This is a genomic window from Curtobacterium guangdongense (assembly GCF_049341845.1).
Taxonomy (GTDB): Bacteria; Actinomycetota; Actinomycetes; order Actinomycetales; family Microbacteriaceae; genus Curtobacterium; species Curtobacterium guangdongense.
On sequence record NZ_JBMPIT010000003.1, the window covers coordinates 283,467 to 305,154 of the forward strand.

Sequence of the window (21,688 nt, forward strand, 5' to 3'; positions counted from 1 at the left end):
TTTCAGTGCTTGCTCGAGTCAGTGCTTCGCCAAGAACGCATCGAAGACGGCGACCGTCCCGAGCGGGTTCTCGACCTGGGGGCCGTGGTAGCTCTCCGGGATGACCGCGTAGTCGGCACCGAGCCGCTCGGCCATGTCGTGCTGCCACGGGATGGGCCAGGCTGCGTCCCAGATCCCGTGCGCGACGAGGGTCGGGAGACCGGTCTCGCGGAGCGCCTCGGTGGTGTCGGAGGGGTCCTCGAGGATGCCGGCGCCGGCGAGCACACTGAGCACGCTCGTGTGGTCGAAGCGCTCGCGGACCATCCGGACGTCGTCGGGGAGTTCCTCGTCGGGACGGCCGGCCCAGAGCGGGTTCGTCGCGTCGAAGAGCGCGCGGTTGCTGCACGACTCCGAGACGATCGCGCGTTCGGCGGCCTTGCGGTTCGCCCAGCCGTGCGGGCCGGAGCAGAACATCGTGACGTCGCGGAAGGCGCTCGGGTCCTGGATCGCGGCGGCGCGGACGATGACCCCACCGAGCGAGTGCCCGATGAGGTGCACGGGCGCGCCGTCGTCGAGGAGCCTCGCGACCCGGACGACGTCGGCGGCTTCCTGCTCGAGCGTGTACTCGCTCCGGTCCGTCGGCGCGACCGAATCGGCCTGGCCGCGACGGCTGATCGCCACGGCGGACCAGCCGGCGTCGCGGAGGATCGGCAGGAAGGTCCGCCAGTCCTCCTTCGAGCCGGTGTACCCGGGGACGATCAGGACGGTGCCCTTGGACTCGCCCTCCGGCACGATCCGGTACGCCGTCAGTCGGCCGACGGGCAGGTCGACGCCGACGACGTCGACACCGTCCGGGGTGGGCAGGTGTCCGAAGGCGGGGACGGCCTCGAAGTCGTGCAGGGTGCTCACAGTGCTCCTTCCGCCAGACGTCGGCGCGGGTTCGGCACCGCGTCGAGCAGGTCGATCGTGTAACTGTCCTGCGGGTTCTGCAGCACGTCGGCCGTCCGCCCGCGCTCGACGACGGCGCCGTCGTGCAGCACCATGATGTCGTCGGTGATGAGCCGGGCGCTCAGCAGGTCGTGCGTGATGTAGAGGAGCGAGACGCCCCACTGCTCGCGCAGGTCCTCGAGCAGCGCGAGCACGCCGGCACGGAGCGTGACGTCGAGCATCGAGACCGGCTCGTCGGCGATGATCACCTGCGGGTCGCTCGCGAGCGCCCGGGCGATGACCACGCGTTGCCGCTGCCCGCCGGAGAGCTGGTGCGGGAGCTTCTGCGCGAACTGCTCCACGGGCGTGAGCCCCACGGTCTCGAGGAGTTCGAGCACGCGGTGCCGCGCTTCCTTGCCGCGGAGGCCCGTGTAGTTCACGACGGGCCGCGTCAGCGTGTACTCGACCGTGTGCAGCGGGTTGAGCGCTGCGTACGGGTCCTGGAACACCATCTGCACCTCGGAGCGCAGGTCCCGCAGGCCCCGGCGTCCGAGCTTCGCGACGTCGAGGTCACCGAACCGGACCGTGCCGCTCGTCGGCTTCTCGACGCCCGTGAGCATCTTCGCGATGGTCGACTTGCCGGAGCCCGACTGGCCGACGAGCGCGAGCGACTGCCCCGGCTCGAGGGTGAACGACACGTCGCGGACGGCCCGCACGGGCTCCTCTCCACGACGCGGCGGGGCGTACGTCTTCACGAGGCCGTCGACGACGATCGGGTTCTTCGCCGCACTGCGCTCGCGGGTGCCGACGGTCGCGTGCGAGGTCGTCGCCTCCTGCCGCTTCTCTCCCGACTCCGCACGGAGCGAGCGGTCCGGGAAGCCGGGCAGGGAGACGACCTCGGCACGGGGGTCCGCGTAGTGCGACAGGAGCATCTGCGTGTACTCGTCCTGCGGGTCGCGGAGGATCGCGCGGGAGCCGCCGTCCTCGACGATCCGTCCCTCGTGCATCACGAGGACGCGCTCCGTGGCCTCGAGCACGATGCCGAGGTCGTGGGAGATGAGCACGGCCGTGAAGCCCTCCGACCGCTGCAGCTCGATGATGGTGTCCATCACCGCGTGCTGCACGAGGACGTCGAGTGCCGTCGTCGGCTCGTCGAACACCATGAGCTGCGGCTCGAGCGAGAGCGCCAGCGCGATCGACACGCGCTGCCGCATGCCGCCGGACAGCTCACCGGGGTACCGCGCCAGCATCGAGTCGGGGAGCTTGACCTTCCCGACGAGCTCGCGCATCCGGTTGTCCCAGCGCTCACGCGGGACGTGGCCGTGGGCCTTGAAGATGTCGATGAAGTGGTTGCGGATGGTCCGCACCGGGTTGAGCGCGTTCATGCCGGACTGCAGCACCATCGCGAAGCCGCCCTGCCGCTGCTGGCGGAGCGCTTCATCGTCGAGGTCGCGGATGTCCTTGCCGGCGAAGACGATGCTGCCGCCGTTCGTCCGCGCCGGCGGCTTCTGCAGCCGTGTCAGCGCGTAGCCGAGCGTCGACTTGCCGGAACCGGACTCGCCGACCAGGCCGACGAACTCGCCCTTCTTCAGGGAGAACGACACGTGGTCGACCGCCTGGACCGCGGTCTGGCCGGCCGATTCGTAGACCACCGACAGGTCACGGACGTCGAGCAGGACGTCCGCAGCCTGCGGGGCGGACGTGATGGGAGCCTCCAGGCTGGTCATGCGGCCTTCTCCTTCTTGACCCGCGCGCCCTCGCGCAGTCGCGGGTTCGACACGGCGTCGACGCCGAAGTTGATCAGGGTCAGGCTCATCGCGAGGAGCGCGATGCACAGACCCGGTGCGAACAGCAGGATCCACTGGCCGGTGAGGAGCGCGTTCGAGTTCTGCGCCCAGTAGAGGATCGTGCCCCAGCTGACGATCGAGGAGTCGCCGAGGCCGAGGAACTCCAGGCCGGCCTCTGCGAGGATCGCGCTCGTCGCGGCACCGAAGAAGCTGCCGACGATCAGGCTCGTCATGTTCGGCAGGATCTCGCGGAAGACGATGCGGGTCGCACCCTCGCCGGAGAACTGCGCTGCGGTCACGAAGTCGCGGCCGCGGAGCGACTGCGTCTGGGAGCGGAGCACGCGAGCACCCCATGCCCAGCCGGTCACGACGATCACCGCGATGATGACCGCGATGCCGCCGTTCTGCAGGTAGGCCGCGATGACGATCATCAGGGGCAGACCCGGGATGACGAGGAAGAGGTTCACGATGAACCCGATGACCTCGGCGATCCAGCCGCGGACGTAGCCCCAGCTGAGGCCGATCGCGACGGCGACGAGCGTGGACAGGATGCCCGCGACCGCGCCGACGAGGACCGAGATCCTTGCGCCGTAGATGATCTGGGACAGGACGTCCTCACCGGCGGCGGTCGTGCCCATCCAGTGCGCGGCTGTCGCGTCGGCGGACCGGGCGAAGCCGTTCTGGCTCGCGCCGTACGGGGCGAGGAGCGGGGCGGCGATCGCGACGATCACGAACACCGCGAGGATGATGATGCCGATCCTGGCCTTGGTGTTGCCCCAGACGACGCCGAACTGGCGGGCGGCTGACTTCCATCGGGATGGTGCTTGGGATTCTTCTTGGGTGCGTACTGCGATCGTCGTCATCGTCGAGTCCTCGGGTCCAGGACGCCGTAGAGGACGTCCACGATGAAGTTGGCGATGAGCACCGACACGGTGATCATCAGGAAGAGTGCCTGCATGAGCGGGTAGTCCTGGCCGATGACGGCGTTGAAGAGCAGGTAGCCGATGCCCGGGTAGCCGAACACCTGCTCGACGAGGACCGAGCCGCCGACGACGCCACCGAGCGCCAGACCGAAGCCGGTCAGGTTCGGCAGGATCGCGTTGCGGGCGGCGTACCGGATGGCGACCGTGCGACCGCGGAGGCCGTTCGCCTCGGCGAAGGTCACGTAGTCGTCACCGAGCGTGTTGATCATCGCGTTGCGCATGCCGATGATCCAGCCGCCGAGGCTCGTCACCAGGATCGTGACCGCCGGCAGGATCGCGTGCTGGATCGCATCACCCGCGAACGCCGCGCTGAAGCCGGGCGTCGTCGTCGCCGAGTACGCGCCGGTGGTCGGGAACCAGTGCAGGACGTAGCCGAGGAAGAACAGCAGCAGGAGTGCCGTCCAGAAGTACGGGAACGTCGACATGAAGCTGCCGGACAGGGTCGGGAGCGAGTCGAGCCAGGTGCCGCGCTTCCACGCGGCGCCGACGCCGATCAGGGTGCCGAGCACGAAGGCGATGATCGTGACCAGGCCGACGAGGATCAGCGTGTACGGCAGGGCCCTGGCGACCAGGTCCCCGACGTTCTGCGGGTAGAAGGTGTAGCTCACGCCGAAGTCGAGCGTGACGACCTGGTGCAGGTAGTTGACGTACTGGTCCCAGAGGTTGCCGGTCGGGACGCCGAGCTGGGCCTCGATGGCCTTCTTGGTGGCGTCGGTGACCGGGCCGTTCTGGCTGAGCTTCGCCAGTGCCGCGTCGGTCGGGCTGCCGGGCATGAGGCGCGGGAGCACGAAGTTCAGCGTGACGGCTGCCCAGAGGGTCAGGACGAAGAGGACGAGTTTCTGGAGGATGTACTTCACTGGTTGTCCTCTGCGTCCTTGAGGATCTTCTGCCCGGCGGCGCTGTCACGCAGTCGCAGCTTGGAGAAGATGAGCAACGGGGCCGAGTCGTAGTTCTGCGGCGCCATGTACGGGTCCTTCGCGCTCGGCCAGCCGACGAACTTGCTGGTGTTGAAGAGCCCCCAGAGGCCGCCGTAGTACATCCCGATGACGGGCAGGTCGTTGTAGACGATCTCCTGCAGCTGGTTCAGGATCTCCTGCTGCTTCACGGTGTCCGTCGTCGCCTTGTACTCGTCGAGGAGCTTCTGCGTGTCGGCGTTCTTGTAGCGCTCGTAGTTGTTCACGGTCGACTTGCCGACGGGCTGGTAGAAGTCACTGCTGAGCAGCGAGTTGAACGCCTGGTAGACGTCGCCGTTGCCCATGCCGCCCATCGCCATGTCGAACGTGCCGTTGTTGATGTTCTGCTGGTACCCGGCGGGCTGCGGAGCCTGGATCGTCACCTTGATGCCGATGGCCGTCAGGTTGCGGCGGACCTCCTGCGCGGCGCGGAGCCAGTCGGAGTACCCGTTCGCGGTCATGATCGTGATCTCGAGCTGCTTGCCGTCCTTGACGATCTTGCCGCCCTCGGTTTGGTAGCCCGATTTCGCGAAGGATGCTCGTGCGGCTTCCACGTCCTGTGTCACCACGCCCTTGTCCGGGATCTGCTGGTTCACGTACTTTTCCTGGTTCGGCAGGATCAGGCCGGTCTGCGCCGCGGCCTTGAGGTTCCCCTCTGTTGCGGTCTCGGCGATGTCGTCACGGTTCAGCGCGAGCGAGATGCCCCGACGGACGTTGACGTCGTTGTACGGCGCCTTCGTCAGGTTCGGGATCAGGCCGATCACGCCGCCCGGCGGGAACCAGTACGTGTTCGTCTTCGATGCGGCACCCCACGTGCCCTTCACGTCGGAGATGAACGAGTACGCCCAGTCGTAGCCACGGGTGACGGTGTCGAGCTGCGTGTTCGTCGCCGGCAGGATCAGGTGCTTGATGACGATGTTCTTCGCCTGCCAGTACCGCGGGTTCTTGTCCATCGAGTACTGCTGGTCGGTGTAGTTCCCGAGCACGAACGGGCCGGTACCGACGGGATTCGGGTCACGGAAGGTCGTCGGGTCCTTGACGTCCTTCCAGTGCTGCTCACCGAGGATGTACGTCTGCCCGATGATCGTCAGGCTCGGCACGTCCTCCGACTTCAGGTGGAAGACCACGTGCTGGCCCTGCTGGTCGATGCTGGCGATGTGCTGCCATGCGCCCTTGACGTCCATCGCGGGGAACTTCTTCAGCAGGTTGAACGTGAAGACCACGTCCTTCGCGCTGAACGCGTCGCCGTTGGACCACTTCACGCCGCTGCGGATCGTCATGTCGATCGTCTTGGCGTCGGGCTGCGTCCAGCTGCTCGCGAGCCACGGGTTGCGCTTGCCGTCGAGCGGATTCACCTCGATGAGGGGCTCGTACATCCACTTCGACGCCGTGCGGGCGTTGGCGATGTACGGGTTGAAGTTGCGGTCGAACAGCGGGTTGCCGTGGTCCGCGTTGATGAGCATCGTGTCCTTGCCGATGCTCGGGTCCGGCTGGGAGCGGACCTGGATGCTGCAGCCGGTGGCGGTGAGGGCCACGACGGCGAGCCCGGCGAGGGCCGCCATCAGGCGTCCGCGCCGGCGGGTGCCGGGTGCGCGCTGGCCGCGCGTGCGCTGTGGGGGAAGCGTCATTGCTCGGTCGACCTCCGTGTCGAGTGGGTACCGGGACAATGTATGCGCTTACATCGCGCTGCGCAACCGGCGGGTTTCGGTGTCCCCCGTCACGGTTCGCGCCGATCCGGTGAGATCGCACTTCGTGTCGGTTCCGCGGCCCACGATGCGACACGAGATGCGATCTCACCGGACGGGAGGCCCGGGTCGGGCCCGCCACGCACCACACCGGTCGCGGGCGGCTGGGGAGGATCCCGCGGCTGAGATCGCGGTTCGTGTCGCTTCCGGCGCGCGGGTTGCGACACGAAGTGCGATCTCACGCGCTCGGCGGCGTGGCGCGGCGCCCGAGGCGCAGCGCGGCGCGGCGCGCGCGGCGCGTCAGAGCGCCGGGGGGCAACTCTCGCGCAGCAGGACCTCGACGGGCAGGCGCATCGAGCGCGGAGGCCCGGCGGGGCTGTCCAGCCGGTCGACGATCGCCGCGACCGCAGCACGTCCGAGCTCCCCCATCGGCTGGTGCACGGTGGTCAGTCGCGGTGAGGAGAACCGCCCGGCGTCGATGCCGTCGAACCCCGTCACGACGACGTCCTCGGGCACTCGGAGCCCGGCGGTGAGCAGCCCGTCGAGCACCCCGAGTGCCGACTGGTCGTTCGAGCACACGATCGCCCGCGGCACACCATCGGCCAACAGGGGCCCGACGAGCTCTCGCGCCCGGACCCGCCCGAAGTCGCCGTGCACCGTTCGGACGGACGACGCCTCGACACCGTGGTCAGCCAGCGCCGACGCGAACCCTGCCGCACGCTCCTTGTCGTCCGGCGAGTCGATCGGCCCGGCGACGTAAGCGATCGACCGGATGCCGAGCCGCCCGATGACGTGCGACGCCAGCGTGCGCATGCCCGCGGCGTTGTCGACGCTCACCGAGTCGAAGCCGTGCGAGCGTCGGTCGTCGGCGAGCATCACGACGGGGATCCGGCGGGCGACGTGTTCGAGCAGGTCGTCCGGCACGGTCTGCGCCAGCACCGCGAGCCCGTCGACCCGGCCGGCGACGTCGTTCACGATGACGTCGCGCGAGGGGCCCCGACCGGCGGCGACCATGAGCGCGAGGCCACGCTGCCACGCCTCGGTCTCGGCGCCACGGAGAACCTCGTCGAAGTACAGGTTCGAGGCGAACGGCTGCGTCACGTGCCGACGGTCGTCGACCACCCGGACACCACCGTCCGTGACCAGTCCTGGTCGCTCGTCCGCGACGACGTCGAACCCGGGGAGCAGCAGCCCTATCACGCCCGTGCGACGTCCGGCGAGCGCTCGAGCATTGCCCGACGGGACGTACCCGAGTGCCCGGATCGCCGCCTGCACGCGGTCACGGGTGCCCTCCCGGACGGCGTCCGGCGTGCGCAGCACGCGGGACACGGTCGCGATCGAGACGCCGGCCGCCGAGGCGACGTCGTAGACCGTGGGAGGTGCCGTGCGCTGGTCGGCCAACCCGTGCCTCCCGTCCGTCTGGTGATCCGCGCCGGGGGCGAGCCGCCCCGACAGCGGACCATCCTAGGCACCGGTCGCCGACACACTTCTCCACAAGCGCTCCGGAACCCTTGCGCGCTCCGGACAGATCCGACGACACTGGAGCGACCTCAGTACGTCCCGTGGGGAAGCTCAATCAGCGGACGGTATCCGCATCATCGCGGGCATGCGCCCGCACTCGGGAAGGACGATCGAGATGTCACAGTCGACACATTCCGGGCGCCGCGACGCGCACCGCCTGAACCGCGACGAGGCAGAGGTGCGTGACGCGCTCCTCGAGCACTCCGAAGACTCCGTGAACGCCTGGATCGCCGAGGAACGGACGCGCATCGAGTGAGCCGCTGACGCGGCCCGGACAGGAGGCCCGGCGCGGCACGACTGCGCCGTCGCCTCCTCGACCGGGTCGCGTCCAGGGCTCGCCGTGGGTCGCGCAGGTCGCGTCGCGGTGGTCTCGTGTCGGCGCCGTCAGCGCTCCGTCGCGCCCACGATCGCCATGCCGGCACCGCGCAGACGGCGGCGCTCCTGTGCGATGAAGGCGAGCAGGCGGTCGTTCGTCCCGGCGACGTGCGCGGCGAGCAGTTCGGCCGCGCGGTCGGCGTCCCCGGCCTGCACGGCGTCGAGGATGGCGCTGTGCTCGTCCCATGCTGCGTCGCGGGCTTCGGGCGTTCGGACCTCGATCCAACGCGTCCGCTCCAGCCGGGTCAGCGCATCGGCGATCGCGTCGGTGACGAACCGGTTGCCGCCGAGGGCCGCCAGGTCGAGGTGGAACGTCGAGCCCATCCGGATGCCGGCCTGTTGGTCGGGCGTCGGCTGCAGGGCGTCCAGGTGCGCCCGGACCTCGGCGAGCTGCTCGCGGGACGCACGTGCGACAGCGAGGCGTGCCGCGGCGGGCTCGAGCACGCCGCGGAGCTCGGCGAGTGACGCGATCTCGTCGAGGTCGATCGGGGTGACGGTCCACGAGCGCCCCTCGTGGAGGATCAGCCCCTCGCGCTCCAGTCGTGACAGCGCTGCGCGGACGGGCGTGCGCGAGGCGTGGAACCGCGCCTCGAGCCCGCGCTCGGAGATGCGCTCGCCCGGCGCGATGTCGAGCGTGAGGATCGCGCCACGGAGGTTGTCGTAGAGCTGGGCCGTCTGCGACACGGGGGCTGCGTCGGTCGGTTCGGTCACGGCACATCAGCCTAGTGGCGCAGCGCCTCGGATGGTATACCGTTTTGGTATACCAATCAGTTCCGAGACGAAACGACTGCTTCCATGACGACGACGGCTCCTCGCCCGGCCACGACACCACCGATCACCGCCCGCGCCTGGACGATGCTCGCGCTCGGCGTCGCCGCGCAGGCCGCCGGCACGCTCGTGGTCTCCTCGCCGGCGTTGCTCATCCCGTACCTGCACGCCCAGGGCACGTCACTCACGCTCGCCGGGCTCCTCGCCGCAGCGCCGACGTTCGGCATGGTGCTCACGCTCATCGCCTGGGGCGCGATCACGGACCGCTTCGGCGAGCGCATCGTGATCGCCGGCGGCCTCGTGCTCACCACGCTCGCGGTCGTCGCCGCCTGGGCAGCCGCGGGGAACCCGGTGCTGCTCGGGCTGGCGTTCCTCGCGGGCGGCATGACGAGCGCGTCGACGAACGCCGCGAGCGGGCGCGTGGTCGTCGGCTGGTTCCCGAAGGAGCGCCGAGGGCTCGCGATGGGGATCCGGCAGATGTCGCAGCCGCTCGGGGTGACCCTCGCGGCGGTCACGGTGCCGCAGCTCGCCGAGGCGCAGGGCATCCGGGCATCGCTCGTCCTGCCGATCCTCCTGTGCGCGGTGCTCGCCGTGCTGTGTGCGATCGGCATCGCGAACCCGCCGCGGCCGGCCCGTTCGGAGGCGACGACGACCGTCACGGCGAACCCCTACCGGACGAACGGCTTCCTGTGGCGGATCCACGCGGTGTCGATCCTGCTCGTGGTGCCGCAGTTCACGCTGTCGACGTACGGACTGGTGTGGCTCGTCGGGCTCGGGTGGTCGACGCCGGCGGCGGGGCTGCTCGTCGGGGCGTCCCAGTTCGTCGGTGCGATCGGGCGGATCCTCGTCGGCGTGTGGAGCGACCGCGCGGGATCCCGGGTCGGACCGCTGCGCATCGTCGCGGTCAGCGCCGCCGTGGTGATGGCCGTGCTGGCGCTCGTCGACGCGACACACCTGGCCGGCGCGGCGGTTTTCCTCGTCATCGCGACGAGCGTCACCGTGGCGGACAACGGCCTCGCGTACACGTCGGTGGCCGAGGCCGCTGGGCCGTTCTGGTCCGGGAGAGCACTCGGCGCGCAGAACACCGGGCAGTTCATCGCGGCGAGCGCCGTCGGACCGGGGATCGGCGCGCTCGTCGGGGCGCTCGGGTTCGCGGCGAGTTTCGGCATCGTGGCGCTGCTGCCGCTCGCCGCGCTGCCGCTCGTGCCGCGCGCCGACCGGTCCCACGACTGACACCGCGGGCGATCCGTCCCATCACACCCGGAGTAGCAAGCCGAATCGCGCGTAGGAGGCCGGAACGAACGACCTCCTACGCGCGATTCGACCTCCTACGCGCGAAACGGCCCCCGCCCCCACCCGATCACGCCGGGACGGTCGGGCCGACCGGCCAGCGCAGCAGGGCCGCCGCCGCAGCCCCTCCGGGCAACGACGCCGCGTTCACCAGCACGAGCTCCGCGTCCGTGAGCACCGCAGCACGCACGAGCGCGCAGACGGCGGGCACGGGGCCGATCACCGGCACGCCGGCAGCCTGCTCGGGTGCGGTCGCGATCCACGGCGCTGCCCCGAGCGCGAGCAGCGTCCGGTCCCCCACGGCCACGGCGTCGAGCGCGATCGTCGCCCCCTGTGCCTGCTGCAGCGCCTCGACCACGGGTCCGAGCCCGGTCACCGCCTGGTTGTCCCCGCGGCCGACGTGGGACCGGAGCGAGTCCTCGAGGTCGTGCCGGTGCTTCGCGATCACCCGGGCGAGGGCGACGCGCACGTGATCGCCGAGCACCTCTTCGTCGAACCCGCCTCCCGGCACCTCGCTGACGAGCCGACGGGCGTCGGAGGACAGCCGCTCGATGAGCATCGGGCGTGCCTGCAGGTCCCCGGCCACGACGATCAACGCGGGCGAGAGTCGCGCGACGGCCTTGTCGATCGCGCTCGCGACCTCACTCGTGTTCTGCCGCCAGACCTCCTCGGTGCGACTCTGCCAGCGCGGCTGCTTCCAGTCGCCGAAGCCGCCCTTCACCTTGTGCTGGTCGAAGGTCTCCCCGGAGATGCGCTCCTCGTCGTCGGAGGTCGCCGGGTGCCCGAGCTTGAACGCGCGGTACCCGCCGCCGTCCTTGCCGACCTGGACGACCAGGAACGGCAGGTCGATCGGCCGGTGCGCGACGAGCGGCACGAGATCCGGCACCGCCCCGACGCCGATCGACTCGGCGGCGTGCATCGGGCCGGGCAGGACCTCGCTCAACACGAGGGTGCCGTCATGCACGAGCACGTACCGCGCAACCGGTGACGGGACGCCGGGGCTGTTCTCGAGCTCGCCGGCGATGACGTCGACCGCGTCGAGGTCCGAGCCCTGCGCCCGGAGTGCCTCCTCGACCCCGCGGAGCTTCAGCGCGGCCTGGCGACGGGGATCCTCGACGTTGCCCGAGGCGTCCACGTAGGCCCACGCCCACGTGCCTCCGCCCTCCAGTCGCTGGCCCAGGATCCGGTGCAGTTCGTTCGTGACGTTGGTCGACGTCATGGCAACTCCTTCGGTTGGACGGAGCAGGAACTCGAGGAGCCCCTGCGCTCTCACGTTCCGACCACACTCCACCCGTGAACGCTCCGACGTCACACATCGGAGGGAACACCCAGCGCCGAAATCGCACTGTCGCTCGGTTTTGTGGTTGGCTGAACCGCAACCCCGATCGACGACGAACCGGAGTGCGACGGCAATGACGCCCCCATCACCACGACACATCTCCAGACGACAGCTGTTGGGCTTCGGCATCGGAGCAGCTGCGACCGGCCTGCTCGCCGGGTGCGCGGTCCCCGGATCCACGAACGTCAACAAGGCCGGGGTCATCCCCGCGGCCGCGAGCGGCGAGACGGTCCAGATCACCTACTGGGCCTGGCTCAAGGACCTGCAGAAGGTCTGCGATGTCTGGAACGCGAAGAACCCGCACATCCAGGTCAACGCGAACTGGATCCCCGGCGGCAACTCCGGCGGGTACCAGAAGATGTACTCCGCGCTCGCGGCCGGCGGCGGCCCCGACATCGGCCAGGTCGAGCTCCGGCAGATCCCCGAGTTCATGCTCGCGAACGGCCTGGTCGACCTCGCCCGCTACGGCGCGAAGGACCACGAGTCGAAGTACGACGAGGCGGCGTGGGCCCAGGTCTCGTTCGTCGACGGTGTGTACGGCATCCCCCAGGACACCGGCCCCATGGGGTTCTACTACCAGACCGCCCTGCTCGAGCAGGCCGGCGGTGAACCACCGGCGACGTGGGACGAGTGGCGCGAGCTCGCCGACAAGGTCAGGAAGACCGGGCCGCAGAACTACCTCGAGGTCTTCCCGGTAGCCGACGCCTCGCCCTTCGCCGCGTACGCGCAGCAGGCCGGCGCCCGGTGGTTCAAGGTCGACGGTGACGAGTGGGTCGTCGACATGACCGACGACAAGACCCTGATGGTCGCCGACTTCTTCGACGGCTGCATCGACGACAAGCTCGTCGACACGAGCGCCGGTGCCTACACCCCCGGCTGGTACGCCTCGGCGGCGAGTGGCAAGATCGCGGCCGTCACGAGCGCGAGCTGGGGCGACGCCCTCATCGAGTCCGTGCAGGGCGGCGAGGGCAAGTGGAAGGTCGCGAAGATGCAGACCTGGGGCGACACGGGCTACGGCTCGAGCGCGATCGGCGGCTCCACCGCCGCGGTCCTCGCGAACGCGAAGCACCCCAAGGAAGCACTCGAGTTCATCACGTGGATGACCACCTCGAAGGAGGGCATCGACGCGATGATCAAGTACTGCGGCATCGGGTGGTCGCCCGCGGTCGACTACATCGGGAAGCAGCGCGAGCAGCCGAGCAAGTGGTTCTCCGGCCAGAACTACAACGAAGAGGTCTTCGTGCCGGCGTCGAAGGAGCAGAACATCGACTGGTCCTGGTCCCCGGTCACGCAGTCGGCGTTCACCAGCTTGCAGAACCAGTTCCGCCGGAAGCTCACCTCCGGTCTGAAGCTGCGCGACGCCGTCGAGCTCGCGCAGAAGGAGATCGTCCAATCCTTCAAGGACAAGGGCCTCAGCGTCAGGACGGCACGATGAGCACGCAGCCGAACACCACGTTCCGCACGTCGACGAAGGCCACCCGCGCGCAGAAACGCGCGCCGTGGGTCCTCCTCGCGCCGTTCCTCGCCCTGTTCGTGCTGACGTTCGTCATCCCGATCATCAGCGCGCTGTTCCAGAGCTTCACGACCGTCGACCGCAAGGGTCTCTTCGGCGAGGACGGCGTCACCGGCCGCTTCGCCGGGTTCGACAACTACGTCACGGCCCTGAACGACTCCGGCTTCGTCGCCTCGATCGGCCGCATGCTGCTGTTCGGCATCGTGCAGGTCCCGGTGATGATCATCGCGTGCACGATCCTCGCGCTGCTGCTGGAGTCGGCGAGCGCCCGCTGGCCCGGGTTCTTCCGCGCGATCTACTTCATGCCGTACGGCGTCCCCGGCGTCATCGCGACGATCCTCTGGTCGTTCCTCTACGTCCCCGGCCTGTCGCCGATCGTCGCGCTGCTGCAGTCGATGGGGCTGCAGCCGGACTTCCTCGGCGCCAACAGCGTGCTGTGGTCGATCGCGAACATCGTCACATGGACGTACACCGGCTACAACATGCTCATCATCGTGGCGCAGCTGAAGTCCATCCCCGGCGAGGTCTACGAGGCCGCCAAGATGGACGGTGCCGGTCCGATCCAGGTCGCGTGGCGCATCCAGATCCCGCTCATCGCGCCGGCGCTCGTGCTGACGACGGTGTTCTCGATCATCGGCACGCTGCAGCTCTTCGCGGAGCCGCAGATCCTGTCCACGGTCGCGCCCGCCATCGACACCGAGTACACGCCGAACTACGCCGCCTACACGAACGCGTTCGCGTTCAACGAGTACGGCGTCGCGAGTGCGCAGGCGGTCATCATCGCGCTGGCCGCGTTCATCCTGTCGTTCGCGTTCCTCGCGTTGACGAACCGGCCGCCGAAGGAGGAGCGCGATCAGCGCAAGCGGGCCAAGAAGGACGGACTGGAGGCTCGGCGCGCGCTCCAGACGCGCGCATCCGCCGTCCGTCCGGTCACCTCCCAAGCCGACCAGGGCCTCCAGGCCAGGTCCGGTCAGCAGCACGGAACGAAGGGGGCGGAAGCATGACCAGCGAAGCCATCGAAGCGCCGGCGACGGCCAAGTCCGCGGTCCCCGTGGACACCACGTCCATCTCCGCGCATCAGCGCCGCAAGCTCGACCGGTCCGGCAAGAGCCAGATCGTCGTGACCGGCATCCTCGTGATCGTCGCGATTTACTTCCTCGTGCCGCTGTACTGGGTCGTCATCGCGGCGACGAAGACCACCGGCGCGCTGTTCTCCACGAACGGGTTCTGGTTCGGCGGCGAGTTCGCGCTGTTCAGCAACATCCAGCAGGTGTTCACGTACGACGGCGGGATCTTCGTCCGCTGGATCGCGAACAGCATCCTGTACTCGGGCGTCGGCGCCGTGCTCGCGACGTACTTCGCCGCAGCGGGCGGGTACGCGCTCGCGAAGTACGAGTTCCGCGGTCGGCAGCTGGTGTTCGGGACGATCCTCGGCGGCGTGCTCGTGCCGGGGACCGCGACGGCGCTGCCGCTCTTCCTGCTGTTCTCGACCCTCGGCCTGACCGACACGTACTGGAGCGTGCTCATCCCGAGCCTCGTCTCCCCGTTCGGCCTGTTCCTCTGCCGGGTGTACGCCGCGGCGTCGATCGACACGGCGCTCATGGAGTCCGCGCGACTCGACGGCGCCAGCGAACTGCGGATCTTCCACACGATCGCGCTCCGGCAGATGACGCCGGCGCTCGTGACGGTGTTCCTGTTCCAGGTCGTCGGCATCTGGAACAACTTCTTCCTGCCGCTGATCATGCTGGCCGACCAGAAGCTGTACCCGATCACGCTCGGGCTCAACAACTGGCGCGCCCAGGTCGACCGGCTGCCGGAGTTCTACCAGCTCACCACCGGCGGGGTGCTCGTCTCGGTCATCCCGCTCGTCGTCGCAATCATCGTCCTGCAGCGCTTCTGGCGCGGGGGCCTCACGGAAGGATCGGTCAAGGGTTGACCACTCCCGACCTCGCGTCCACCGCACCCGGATCGGCGTCCCGACTGACGCCCAGAGCATGGCTGCACACCGACGCACCGTCGCTGTCGCTCGACGGGGAGTGGGACTTCCGTTGGTCGCCCGTCGCCGACGCAGCGCCGTTCGAGGACCCGGACGGGTGGGGCACGCTGCCGGTCCCCGCGCACTGGGTCCTGCACGGGCACGGGGCGCCGAGCTACACGAACCTGCAGTACCCGTTCCCGATCGACCCACCGAACCCGCCGGAGGAGAACCCGACGGGCGACTACCGGCGGACGTTCGACGTGCCGACGACCTTCGACGCGGCGGCGCGCGTGCTGCTCCGCTTCGACGGGGTGGAGTCGCACTTCCGGGTGTGGCTGAACGGCGAGCTCGTCGGGTGGTCGACCGGGTCGCGCCTGGCGACGGAGTTCGACGTGACGTCGTTGCTCCACCCGGGGTCGAACGAGCTCCGCGTCCGCGTGCACCAGTGGTCGGCTGCCTCGTACCTCGAGGACCAGGACCAGTGGTGGCTGCCCGGCATCTTCCGCGACGTCACGCTGCTCGCGCGGCCGACCGCCCCGATCGACGACGTGTTCGTGCGGGCGTCCTGGGCGGCGTCGCTCGGCACCGCTGCGACCGCGGGCACCGCTGCGTCCGGGCGTCCGTCGACGGGCTCCGGCACGATCACGGTGCCGACGCTCGACGCGGTGTTCCCGGTCCGCTTCGAGGTACCCGACCTCGGGGTGTCCGTCGTGTGGCAGTCGCCCGACGACGTCGCCCCGATCGAGGTCGAGGGCGTCGAGCCGTGGAGCGCCGAGCTCCCGAAGCTCTACGACGCCACGCTGTCCACGGGCACGGCGGCCGGCGGGACCGAGGGCGGGGAGACCGTGTCGCTCCGGCTCGGGTTCCGCACGGTGTCGATCGTCGGCGACCGGTTCCTGGTCAACGGCGAGCGCGTCGTGTTCCACGGGGTGAACCGACACGAGACGCATCCCGAGCGCGGGAGGGTGTTCGACGAGGCTCACGCGCGGGCCGACATGGCGCTCATGAAGCGCCACAACGTCAACGCGATCCGGACCTCGCACTACCCGCCGCACCCCCGCGTGCTGGACCTGGCCGACGAGCTCGGGTTCTGGGTGATCCTGGAGTGCGACCTCGAGACGCACGGCTTCGTGTTCCTCGACTGGCAGGGCAACCCGTCCGACGACCCCGCGTGGGAGGACGCCTACCTCGACCGCATCGAGCGGACCGTCGAGCGCGACAAGAACCACCCGTCGATCGTGATGTGGTCGCTCGGCAACGAGTCGGGCACCGGTCGGAACCTCGCCGCGATGTCGACCTGGGTGCACGCCCGTGATCCCGAGCGCCCGGTGCACTACGAGGGCGACTACACGGGCGAGTACACCGACGTCTACTCGCGGATGTACCCGACGCTGCAGGAGACCGAGTCGATCGGCGGCGGGACACCGACGCCCCTGCTCGGCTGCGGGCCGGCCGAGGCCGCACGGCAGCGGTCGAAGCCGTTCATCCACTGCGAGTACGTGCACGCGATGGGCAACGGCCCCGGGCAGATCCAGGAGTACGAGGACCTGGTCGACCGGTACCCGCGACTGCACGGCGGGTTCGTGTGGGAGTGGCGCGACCACGGGCTGCTCGCGCACACCGCCGACGGGACCCCGTACTACGCGTACGGCGGCGACTTCCACGAGGTCGTGCACGACGGCAACTTCGTGATGGACGGCCTCGTGCTGCCCGACGACATCCCGACGCCGGGGCTCGCCGAGTTCGCTGCTGTGGTGGCACCGATCCGGCTCTCGGTCGGGAACGGAACGGTCCTCGTCGAGAACCGGTACCACTCGGCCTCGACCGCGGGCTTGCGATTCCGCTGGACGCTCGCGCGGAACGGCGTCGTCGAGTCCTCGGGCCGGATCGCCCCCGGTGTGATCGCCGCTCGCGAGTCGGCGACGGTGCCCGTCCCGGACGAGGCGCTCGCGGCAGCTGCCGGAGACATCGCCCCCGGCGAGGAACTGTGGTTCGACGTCGTCGCGGAGCTCGCCGGACCGACGGCATGGGCGGACACCGGCCACGTCGTGGCACGCACCCAGACGCTCGTCGCGAGCCGTCCGGCCCAGGCCCCACGAGCCTCCCGTCAGGGGTGGGACGGTGACCGGCTCGGGGAGGCGACCTTCACCGAGCGCGGGGACCTGTCCAGCTGGAAGGGGCTGCCCGTCGCCGGGCCGCGGCTGGAGCTCTGGCGTGCGCCGACCGACAACGACCGGCTGGCTTCGCAGGGCGGGTACGAGACCGCTGACCCGGTGCTGACGCACGGTGTCGGCGACCCGGACGCACCCGCGTCGGCCGCGAAGTGGGTGCGTGCCGGACTCGACCGGCTGACGCACCGACTGATCGACGTCGAGCGGACCGAGCACGGCCTCGTGCAGCGGGTCCGGGTCGCGGCGGCGAACAGCGGTGCCGGGGTCGAGGTCACGCACCGGTGGACACTGACGGACGAGGGGCTGCTGCTCGACACGACGGCGATCCCGTTCGGCGCCTGGGACGTGACGTGGCCGCGGATCGGCGTGCGGATCGACCTGCCGGTGTCGCTCGTGTCCGAGGACGCCGCCGTGGAGTGGTTCGGGACGGGGCCGCTCGAGTCGTACGCGGACTCGTCGCACGCGGCGCACGTCGGTCGGTTCGGTTCCCCGGTGTCGCTGCTGAACGCGAACTACTCCCGGCCGCAGGAGACCGGGCACCGTCCGGGGCTCCGTTCGATGACGGTGGGGCCGTTCACGGTGTCGACGGTCGGGGCGCACCGTGCGGGGTTCACCCTGACGCCGTGGACCGCGCAGCAGGTCGGCCGCGCGGCGCACCCGTACGAGCTGCCGACGCCCGACGCGCTGTACCTGTACCTCGATGCCGCGCAGCACGGGCTCGGGAGTCGCGCGTGCGGGCTCGACGTGCTCCCCGAGCACCAGCTGTGGCCGTCGACTCGCGCGTGGAGCGTGCTGCTGGCGTAGCGGCGGCGGGGTCGGGCGCTCCCGAACCGTGGAACGGACACAGCACCGGGGAAATCCTCTGTGCTGTGTCCGTTCCGCGGTTCTGTGCGCGCCGCCCTACGCGGACAGCGCCGGGATCGCCGCGGGGTCGGCGCCGTCGAGGAACTCGGTGAGGCGCTCGGGCTCGCCGGGCTCCTCGATCGCGATCGCCGCACGGCGCAGGGCGAACAGCGCCCGGAGCACGCCACGGTTCGGCTCGTGCGACCACGGCACCGGCCCGGCACCGCGCCACCCGGCCTTGCGGAGCGAGTCGAGTCCGCGGTGGTACCCGACGCGGGCGTACGCGTAGGACTCCAGCGTCGCGCCGCGTTCCCACGCCTCGTCGGCGAGGAGCGCCCACGCCAGGCTCGACGACGGGTGCGACACCACCACGCTGGCGACGGGTGCATCGGCGGCGAGCGCCGCCGTCACCTCGGGTTCGGCGGGGAGCAGGGTCTCGGGGTTGCTCGACGGGGTCGGCAGCAGGTTCTCCGGCATGCCCCCACCCTGTCATCCCTTGCGGCCGTCCGGAAACGGGCTTAGCTTGGAAGGCACTCCGTCGTGACCGCGGAGCAGCGGGGCGGGAGACCGACCGTCGGCTGGGGTCACGGAAACGGGGGTGAACCGACGGAAGAAGTCGCCTTGCGCGTGATCACCGGTACTGCGTCCTCGCAGCAGCAGCCCCTGCGCTGACACCGTGATCACCCGCCGCCTTCCGCGGCCAGCCGCCTTTCGCGGCCAGCCGCCTTCCGCGGCTCCCGGTGTCGTGCGCGCCAGCATCGACATCCCCGGAGGCACCTCCATGCCCGCGAACCCCTCGGTCGTCCTGCACGACCTCACCTTCACCTGGCCCGACGGCTCCGTCGCGATTGACCACCTCACCACCGCCTTCGGCTCCGGCCGGACCGGTCTGGTCGGGAGGAACGGGGCCGGGAAGACCACGCTGGTCCGGCTGGTCACCGGCCGGCTCCAGCCCACGTCCGGCACCGTGACGACGTCGGGCCCCGTCGACCACCTCCCCCAGCGGCTGTCCGTGCGCGCCGAGGACACGGTCGCCGACCTGCTCGGGATCGGCGCCACCGTCCGCGCGCTCCGAGCCGTGCTCGGCGGTGACGTGTCGCCCGACCACTTCGACGTCATCGGCGACGACTGGGACGTCGAGGAACGGGCCGCAGTCGCACTCGACCCGCTCGGCATCGACCTCGACCGACCTGTCGCGACGCTGTCCGGTGGCCAGGCCGTCCTGGCTGCTGTTGCCGGGATCCGGCTGCGCGGGCTGCCGATCGCGTTCCTCGACGAGCCGACGAACAACCTCGACCGCCGGGCGCGCACGATGCTGCTCGACATGGTCGATGCCTGGCACGGCACCCTCGTCGTCGTCAGCCACGACCGGGAGCTCCTCGAGCACGTCGACGAGGTCGCCGAGCTCCGATCGGGCTCGATGACCGTGTTCGGCGGCACGTTCAGCGCCTTCGAGGAGCACCTCGCCGTGCAGCAGGCCGCGGTCGAGCGCGAGGTCCGGGTCGCCGAGCAGCGGCACCGCACCGAGAAACGGCAGCGGATCGAGGCGGAGACGAAGATCGCGCGGCGGGCCCGCTCGGGCGTCAAGGCCGCGCAGGGCATGCCGAAGATCTTCGCGAACGAGATGCGGAAGAAGGGCGAGGAGACCGCCGGGAAGCTCCGGACCGGGTACGCCGACGACGAGGCGGCGGCGCTGCAGACGAAGCGGGAGGCGGAGACACGCCTCCGCGTCGACGAGTCGATCCACGTCGAGCTCCCCGACCCGGACGTCCCGGCATCACGGCGCATCGCGACGATCACCGTCAGGGGGCGGGACACGATCGTGCAGGGCCCGGAGCGCATCGCCGTCGGCGGGGACAACGGCGTCGGCAAGACGACGCTGCTCGAACAGCTCGTCGGGTCGCCCTCCGCCCGGGAGCATCCGCTCCCGGACACGCACGCCGAACCGCACGCGGAGCACATCGCCTACCTGCCGCAGCGGAAGGACTCGCTCGACGACGACCTGACCGTGCTCGAGAACGTCCGTCGCGGTGCGCCGCACGTCGCCGACGCCGTGCTCCGGAACCGGCTCGCCCGCTTCCTGGTGCGCGGGGACACGGTCGACCGTCCGGCGGGGGCGCTCTCCGGGGGGGAGCGCTTCCGGGTGGCGCTCGCCGGACTCGTGCTCGCGGACCCGCCCCCGCAGCTGCTGGTGCTCGACGAGCCGACGAACGACCTCGACATGACGAGCGTCGACCAGCTCGTCGACGCGCTCGGGGTCTACCGGGGCGCCGTCGTCGTGGTCAGCCACGACGAGACGTTCCTCGGCCGGCTCGACCTCGACGCGCGACTCGACCTGGCGTGACGTCGCGGGTGTCGAGCGTTTCCGGCGTCAGCGCCTGCGGGTGGGGCGGATCGAGAGCGTCTCGATCGTGCCCCGCTCGGGCAGGTCCACCACGGTGCGGACGGCGTCGGCGACGTCCTCCGGCGCGAGGAAGTACGCCGTGTCGTACGACTCCCCGAGCTTCGAGGTCAGCGCACGCTGCATGTCCGAGTCCGTCCGCCCCGGGTGCACGCTCGACACCCGCACGCCGTTCGGGCGCTCCTCTTCCCGCAGGGCGTCGGTGAACGCCCGGAGCGCGAACTTCGACGCGCCGTAGACCCCGCCGCCCGGGCCGGAGAGGAATCCGGAGCCGGAGTTGATCGTCACGACGATGCCGCGGGAGGCCCGGAGCGCCGGCAGCGCCAGGCGGGTGAGCTCGGCGACGGCGAAGACGTTCGTGGCGAAGACCGCCTCCCACGTGGACCGCGGGGTGTCCGCGATGCGGTTGCCCTGCTCGACGCCGGCGGAGTGCACGAGCACGTCGAGTCGCTCCGGCAGCTCCGGCACGTCGCCGGCACCGAGGTCGCCCACGAACGGCGACGCGCTCGGCAGCTCCGCCACGACGGCGTCCACCGCGTCGGCGGTCCGGCCGCCGACGAGCACGTGGTGGGTACGGCCGAGATCGGCCGCGATCGCGCGGCCGATGCCGCGGGTGGCTCCGGTCACCAGGGCGACCGGACGGACTGGAGGCTGTGCGTGCGTCACGCAGGCCAGCCTACGGAAGCCGAGCCGAGCCTCCAGTGCGGTTCCGTCGCCGGTGCAGGACCGTCACCAGGGCGACGGCCGCGACCACCAGGACAGCCACCGCCGTGATGCCCCACGGCGAGCCCGCGAGTGCCGCGACGACCGCCCAGAACACCGCGAGCCCGACCGTCGCGTACAGGAACGCCCAGGCGACGCAGCCGGGCACCATCGCGAGCAGGTACCGCCACCAGGGCACCCGGGCGAGCCCCGCCGCTGCGTTCATGACGGTCTGCAGGCCCACCGTGACGAAGCTCACCGTGACGACCGGCAGCCCCCACCGGTCGAGGAGCGCCGAGCCGCGCCGGACCGCCGCGGAGTCGAGCCAGCGCCCCCACCGGGACCGGGACGCGCCCGCGACGGCACCGCGCGCGATCCAGTACGTGGCCTGCGCGCGGCAGAACACGATCACGAAGAGCGCGAGGACGAGCCACCAGAACGGCAGCCCGTCGAGGAAGGACGGCACGCTCGGA

At 70.4% G+C, this 21,688-nt stretch carries 18 protein-coding genes; 7 read left to right on the plus strand and 11 right to left on the minus strand.

Features of this window, described 5'->3' with window-relative positions; all coding sequences use genetic code 11:
- Window positions 1-18: 18 nt before the first annotated feature.
- The 6 genes from ACO0E1_RS05940 to ACO0E1_RS05965 all read right to left on the minus strand — a co-directional run bounded on the left by ACO0E1_RS05940 (window position 19) and on the right by ACO0E1_RS05965 (window position 7,715).
- The gene (locus tag ACO0E1_RS05940; RefSeq protein WP_422873350.1) at window positions 19-888 is read right to left on the minus strand and encodes an alpha/beta fold hydrolase; all 870 of its coding nucleotides are present in this window, start codon (window positions 886-888) and stop codon (window positions 19-21) included.
- Complete coding sequence (locus ACO0E1_RS05945; protein WP_422873351.1) at window positions 885-2,633, minus strand: ABC transporter ATP-binding protein; 1,749 nt, start codon at window positions 2,631-2,633, stop codon at window positions 885-887. The genes ACO0E1_RS05940 and ACO0E1_RS05945 overlap by 4 nt, the downstream gene beginning before the upstream one ends.
- Entirely contained in the window at window positions 2,630-3,556 is a 927-nt protein-coding gene (locus ACO0E1_RS05950) for an ABC transporter permease (RefSeq protein WP_422873352.1), read from the minus strand. The genes ACO0E1_RS05945 and ACO0E1_RS05950 overlap by 4 nt, the downstream gene beginning before the upstream one ends.
- On the minus strand, window positions 3,553-4,533 hold the full coding sequence (locus tag ACO0E1_RS05955; RefSeq protein ID WP_422873353.1) for an ABC transporter permease: 981 nt from the start codon (window positions 4,531-4,533) through the stop codon (window positions 3,553-3,555). Before ACO0E1_RS05955 ends, ACO0E1_RS05950 begins: the two co-directional genes overlap by 4 nt.
- Window positions 4,530-6,257 (minus strand): ABC transporter substrate-binding protein, encoded by a 1,728-nt coding sequence (locus ACO0E1_RS05960; RefSeq protein ID WP_422873354.1) that lies wholly within the window; start codon window positions 6,255-6,257, stop codon window positions 4,530-4,532. The genes ACO0E1_RS05955 and ACO0E1_RS05960 overlap by 4 nt, the downstream gene beginning before the upstream one ends.
- A gap of 357 nt (window positions 6,258-6,614) precedes the next feature.
- Window positions 6,615-7,715, minus strand: a complete 1,101-nt coding sequence (locus ACO0E1_RS05965; protein WP_422873355.1) for a LacI family DNA-binding transcriptional regulator — start codon at window positions 7,713-7,715, stop codon at window positions 6,615-6,617.
- A gap of 235 nt (window positions 7,716-7,950) precedes the next feature.
- On the opposite strand from ACO0E1_RS05965, the gene ACO0E1_RS05970 reads away from it, so the two are divergent.
- Window positions 7,951-8,091, plus strand: a complete 141-nt coding sequence (locus tag ACO0E1_RS05970) for a hypothetical protein (RefSeq protein ID WP_281266762.1) — start codon at window positions 7,951-7,953, stop codon at window positions 8,089-8,091.
- Between the two features lie 128 nt (window positions 8,092-8,219).
- Here ACO0E1_RS05970 and ACO0E1_RS05975 read toward each other — a convergent pair whose 3' ends face one another.
- On the minus strand, window positions 8,220-8,921 hold the full coding sequence (locus ACO0E1_RS05975) for a GntR family transcriptional regulator (protein ID WP_422873356.1): 702 nt from the start codon (window positions 8,919-8,921) through the stop codon (window positions 8,220-8,222).
- An 84-nt stretch (window positions 8,922-9,005) separates the two neighbouring features.
- Between ACO0E1_RS05975 and ACO0E1_RS05980 the strand changes: the two genes are divergently transcribed.
- Entirely contained in the window at window positions 9,006-10,211 is a 1,206-nt protein-coding gene (locus ACO0E1_RS05980) for an MFS transporter (RefSeq protein WP_422873357.1), read from the plus strand.
- 127 nt (window positions 10,212-10,338) lie between these two features.
- Here the strand turns inward: ACO0E1_RS05980 and ACO0E1_RS05985 are convergent, their stop codons facing one another.
- Window positions 10,339-11,487 carry a baeRF2 domain-containing protein gene (locus ACO0E1_RS05985; protein ID WP_422873358.1) on the minus strand — a complete coding sequence of 383 codons (1,149 nt, stop codon included), beginning with the start codon at window positions 11,485-11,487 and terminating at the stop codon, window positions 10,339-10,341.
- A 193-nt stretch (window positions 11,488-11,680) separates the two neighbouring features.
- Between ACO0E1_RS05985 and ACO0E1_RS05990 the strand changes: the two genes are divergently transcribed.
- From ACO0E1_RS05990 to ACO0E1_RS06005, 4 genes are read left to right on the plus strand one after another with little or no spacing between them, the layout of a single operon-like run.
- Complete coding sequence (locus tag ACO0E1_RS05990; protein WP_422873359.1) at window positions 11,681-13,042, plus strand: ABC transporter substrate-binding protein; 1,362 nt, start codon at window positions 11,681-11,683, stop codon at window positions 13,040-13,042.
- A complete protein-coding gene (locus tag ACO0E1_RS05995) occupies window positions 13,039-14,124 on the plus strand; it encodes a carbohydrate ABC transporter permease (protein ID WP_422873360.1) in 1,086 nt (361 codons plus the stop codon). The genes ACO0E1_RS05990 and ACO0E1_RS05995 overlap by 4 nt, the downstream gene beginning before the upstream one ends.
- Window positions 14,121-15,056 carry a carbohydrate ABC transporter permease gene (locus ACO0E1_RS06000; RefSeq protein ID WP_422873361.1) on the plus strand — a complete coding sequence of 312 codons (936 nt, stop codon included), beginning with the start codon at window positions 14,121-14,123 and terminating at the stop codon, window positions 15,054-15,056. Before ACO0E1_RS05995 ends, ACO0E1_RS06000 begins: the two co-directional genes overlap by 4 nt.
- On the plus strand, window positions 15,053-18,073 hold the full coding sequence (locus ACO0E1_RS06005; RefSeq protein WP_422873362.1) for a glycoside hydrolase family 2 TIM barrel-domain containing protein: 3,021 nt from the start codon (window positions 15,053-15,055) through the stop codon (window positions 18,071-18,073). Before ACO0E1_RS06000 ends, ACO0E1_RS06005 begins: the two co-directional genes overlap by 4 nt.
- A gap of 96 nt (window positions 18,074-18,169) precedes the next feature.
- Here the strand turns inward: ACO0E1_RS06005 and ACO0E1_RS06010 are convergent, their stop codons facing one another.
- The gene (locus ACO0E1_RS06010) at window positions 18,170-18,589 is read right to left on the minus strand and encodes a DUF3151 domain-containing protein (protein ID WP_422873363.1); all 420 of its coding nucleotides are present in this window, start codon (window positions 18,587-18,589) and stop codon (window positions 18,170-18,172) included.
- Between the two features lie 304 nt (window positions 18,590-18,893).
- On the opposite strand from ACO0E1_RS06010, the gene ACO0E1_RS06015 reads away from it, so the two are divergent.
- Complete coding sequence (locus ACO0E1_RS06015) at window positions 18,894-20,456, plus strand: ABC-F family ATP-binding cassette domain-containing protein (protein ID WP_422873364.1); 1,563 nt, start codon at window positions 18,894-18,896, stop codon at window positions 20,454-20,456.
- Between the two features lie 27 nt (window positions 20,457-20,483).
- Here the strand turns inward: ACO0E1_RS06015 and ACO0E1_RS06020 are convergent, their stop codons facing one another.
- Both ACO0E1_RS06020 and ACO0E1_RS06025 read right to left on the minus strand, forming a co-directional pair.
- Entirely contained in the window at window positions 20,484-21,179 is a 696-nt protein-coding gene (locus ACO0E1_RS06020; protein ID WP_422873365.1) for an SDR family oxidoreductase, read from the minus strand.
- A 10-nt stretch (window positions 21,180-21,189) separates the two neighbouring features.
- On the minus strand, window positions 21,190-21,681 hold the full coding sequence (locus ACO0E1_RS06025; RefSeq protein WP_422873366.1) for a DedA family protein: 492 nt from the start codon (window positions 21,679-21,681) through the stop codon (window positions 21,190-21,192).
- Window positions 21,682-21,688 lie beyond the last annotated feature (7 nt).

Excerpts from the sequence above, each read along its gene's own strand:
- ACO0E1_RS05945 (WP_422873351.1), bottom strand. The coding sequence starts at position 2,633 with ATGACCAGCCTGGAGGCTCCCATCACGTCCGCCCCGCAGGCTGCGGAC.
- ACO0E1_RS05950 (WP_422873352.1), bottom strand. The coding sequence starts at position 3,556 with ATGACGACGATCGCAGTACGCACCCAAGAAGAATCCCAAGCACCATCC.
- ACO0E1_RS05960 (WP_422873354.1), bottom strand. The coding sequence starts at position 6,257 with ATGACGCTTCCCCCACAGCGCACGCGCGGCCAGCGCGCACCCGGCACC.
- ACO0E1_RS05970 (WP_281266762.1), top strand. The coding sequence starts at position 7,951 with ATGTCACAGTCGACACATTCCGGGCGCCGCGACGCGCACCGCCTGAAC.
- ACO0E1_RS05980 (WP_422873357.1), top strand. The coding sequence starts at position 9,006 with ATGACGACGACGGCTCCTCGCCCGGCCACGACACCACCGATCACCGCC.
- ACO0E1_RS05985 (WP_422873358.1), bottom strand. The coding sequence starts at position 11,487 with ATGACGTCGACCAACGTCACGAACGAACTGCACCGGATCCTGGGCCAG.
- ACO0E1_RS05990 (WP_422873359.1), top strand. The coding sequence starts at position 11,681 with ATGACGCCCCCATCACCACGACACATCTCCAGACGACAGCTGTTGGGC.
- ACO0E1_RS05995 (WP_422873360.1), top strand. The coding sequence starts at position 13,039 with ATGAGCACGCAGCCGAACACCACGTTCCGCACGTCGACGAAGGCCACC.
- ACO0E1_RS06000 (WP_422873361.1), top strand. The coding sequence starts at position 14,121 with ATGACCAGCGAAGCCATCGAAGCGCCGGCGACGGCCAAGTCCGCGGTC.
- ACO0E1_RS06010 (WP_422873363.1), bottom strand. The coding sequence starts at position 18,589 with ATGCCGGAGAACCTGCTGCCGACCCCGTCGAGCAACCCCGAGACCCTG.
- ACO0E1_RS06015 (WP_422873364.1), top strand. The coding sequence starts at position 18,894 with ATGCCCGCGAACCCCTCGGTCGTCCTGCACGACCTCACCTTCACCTGG.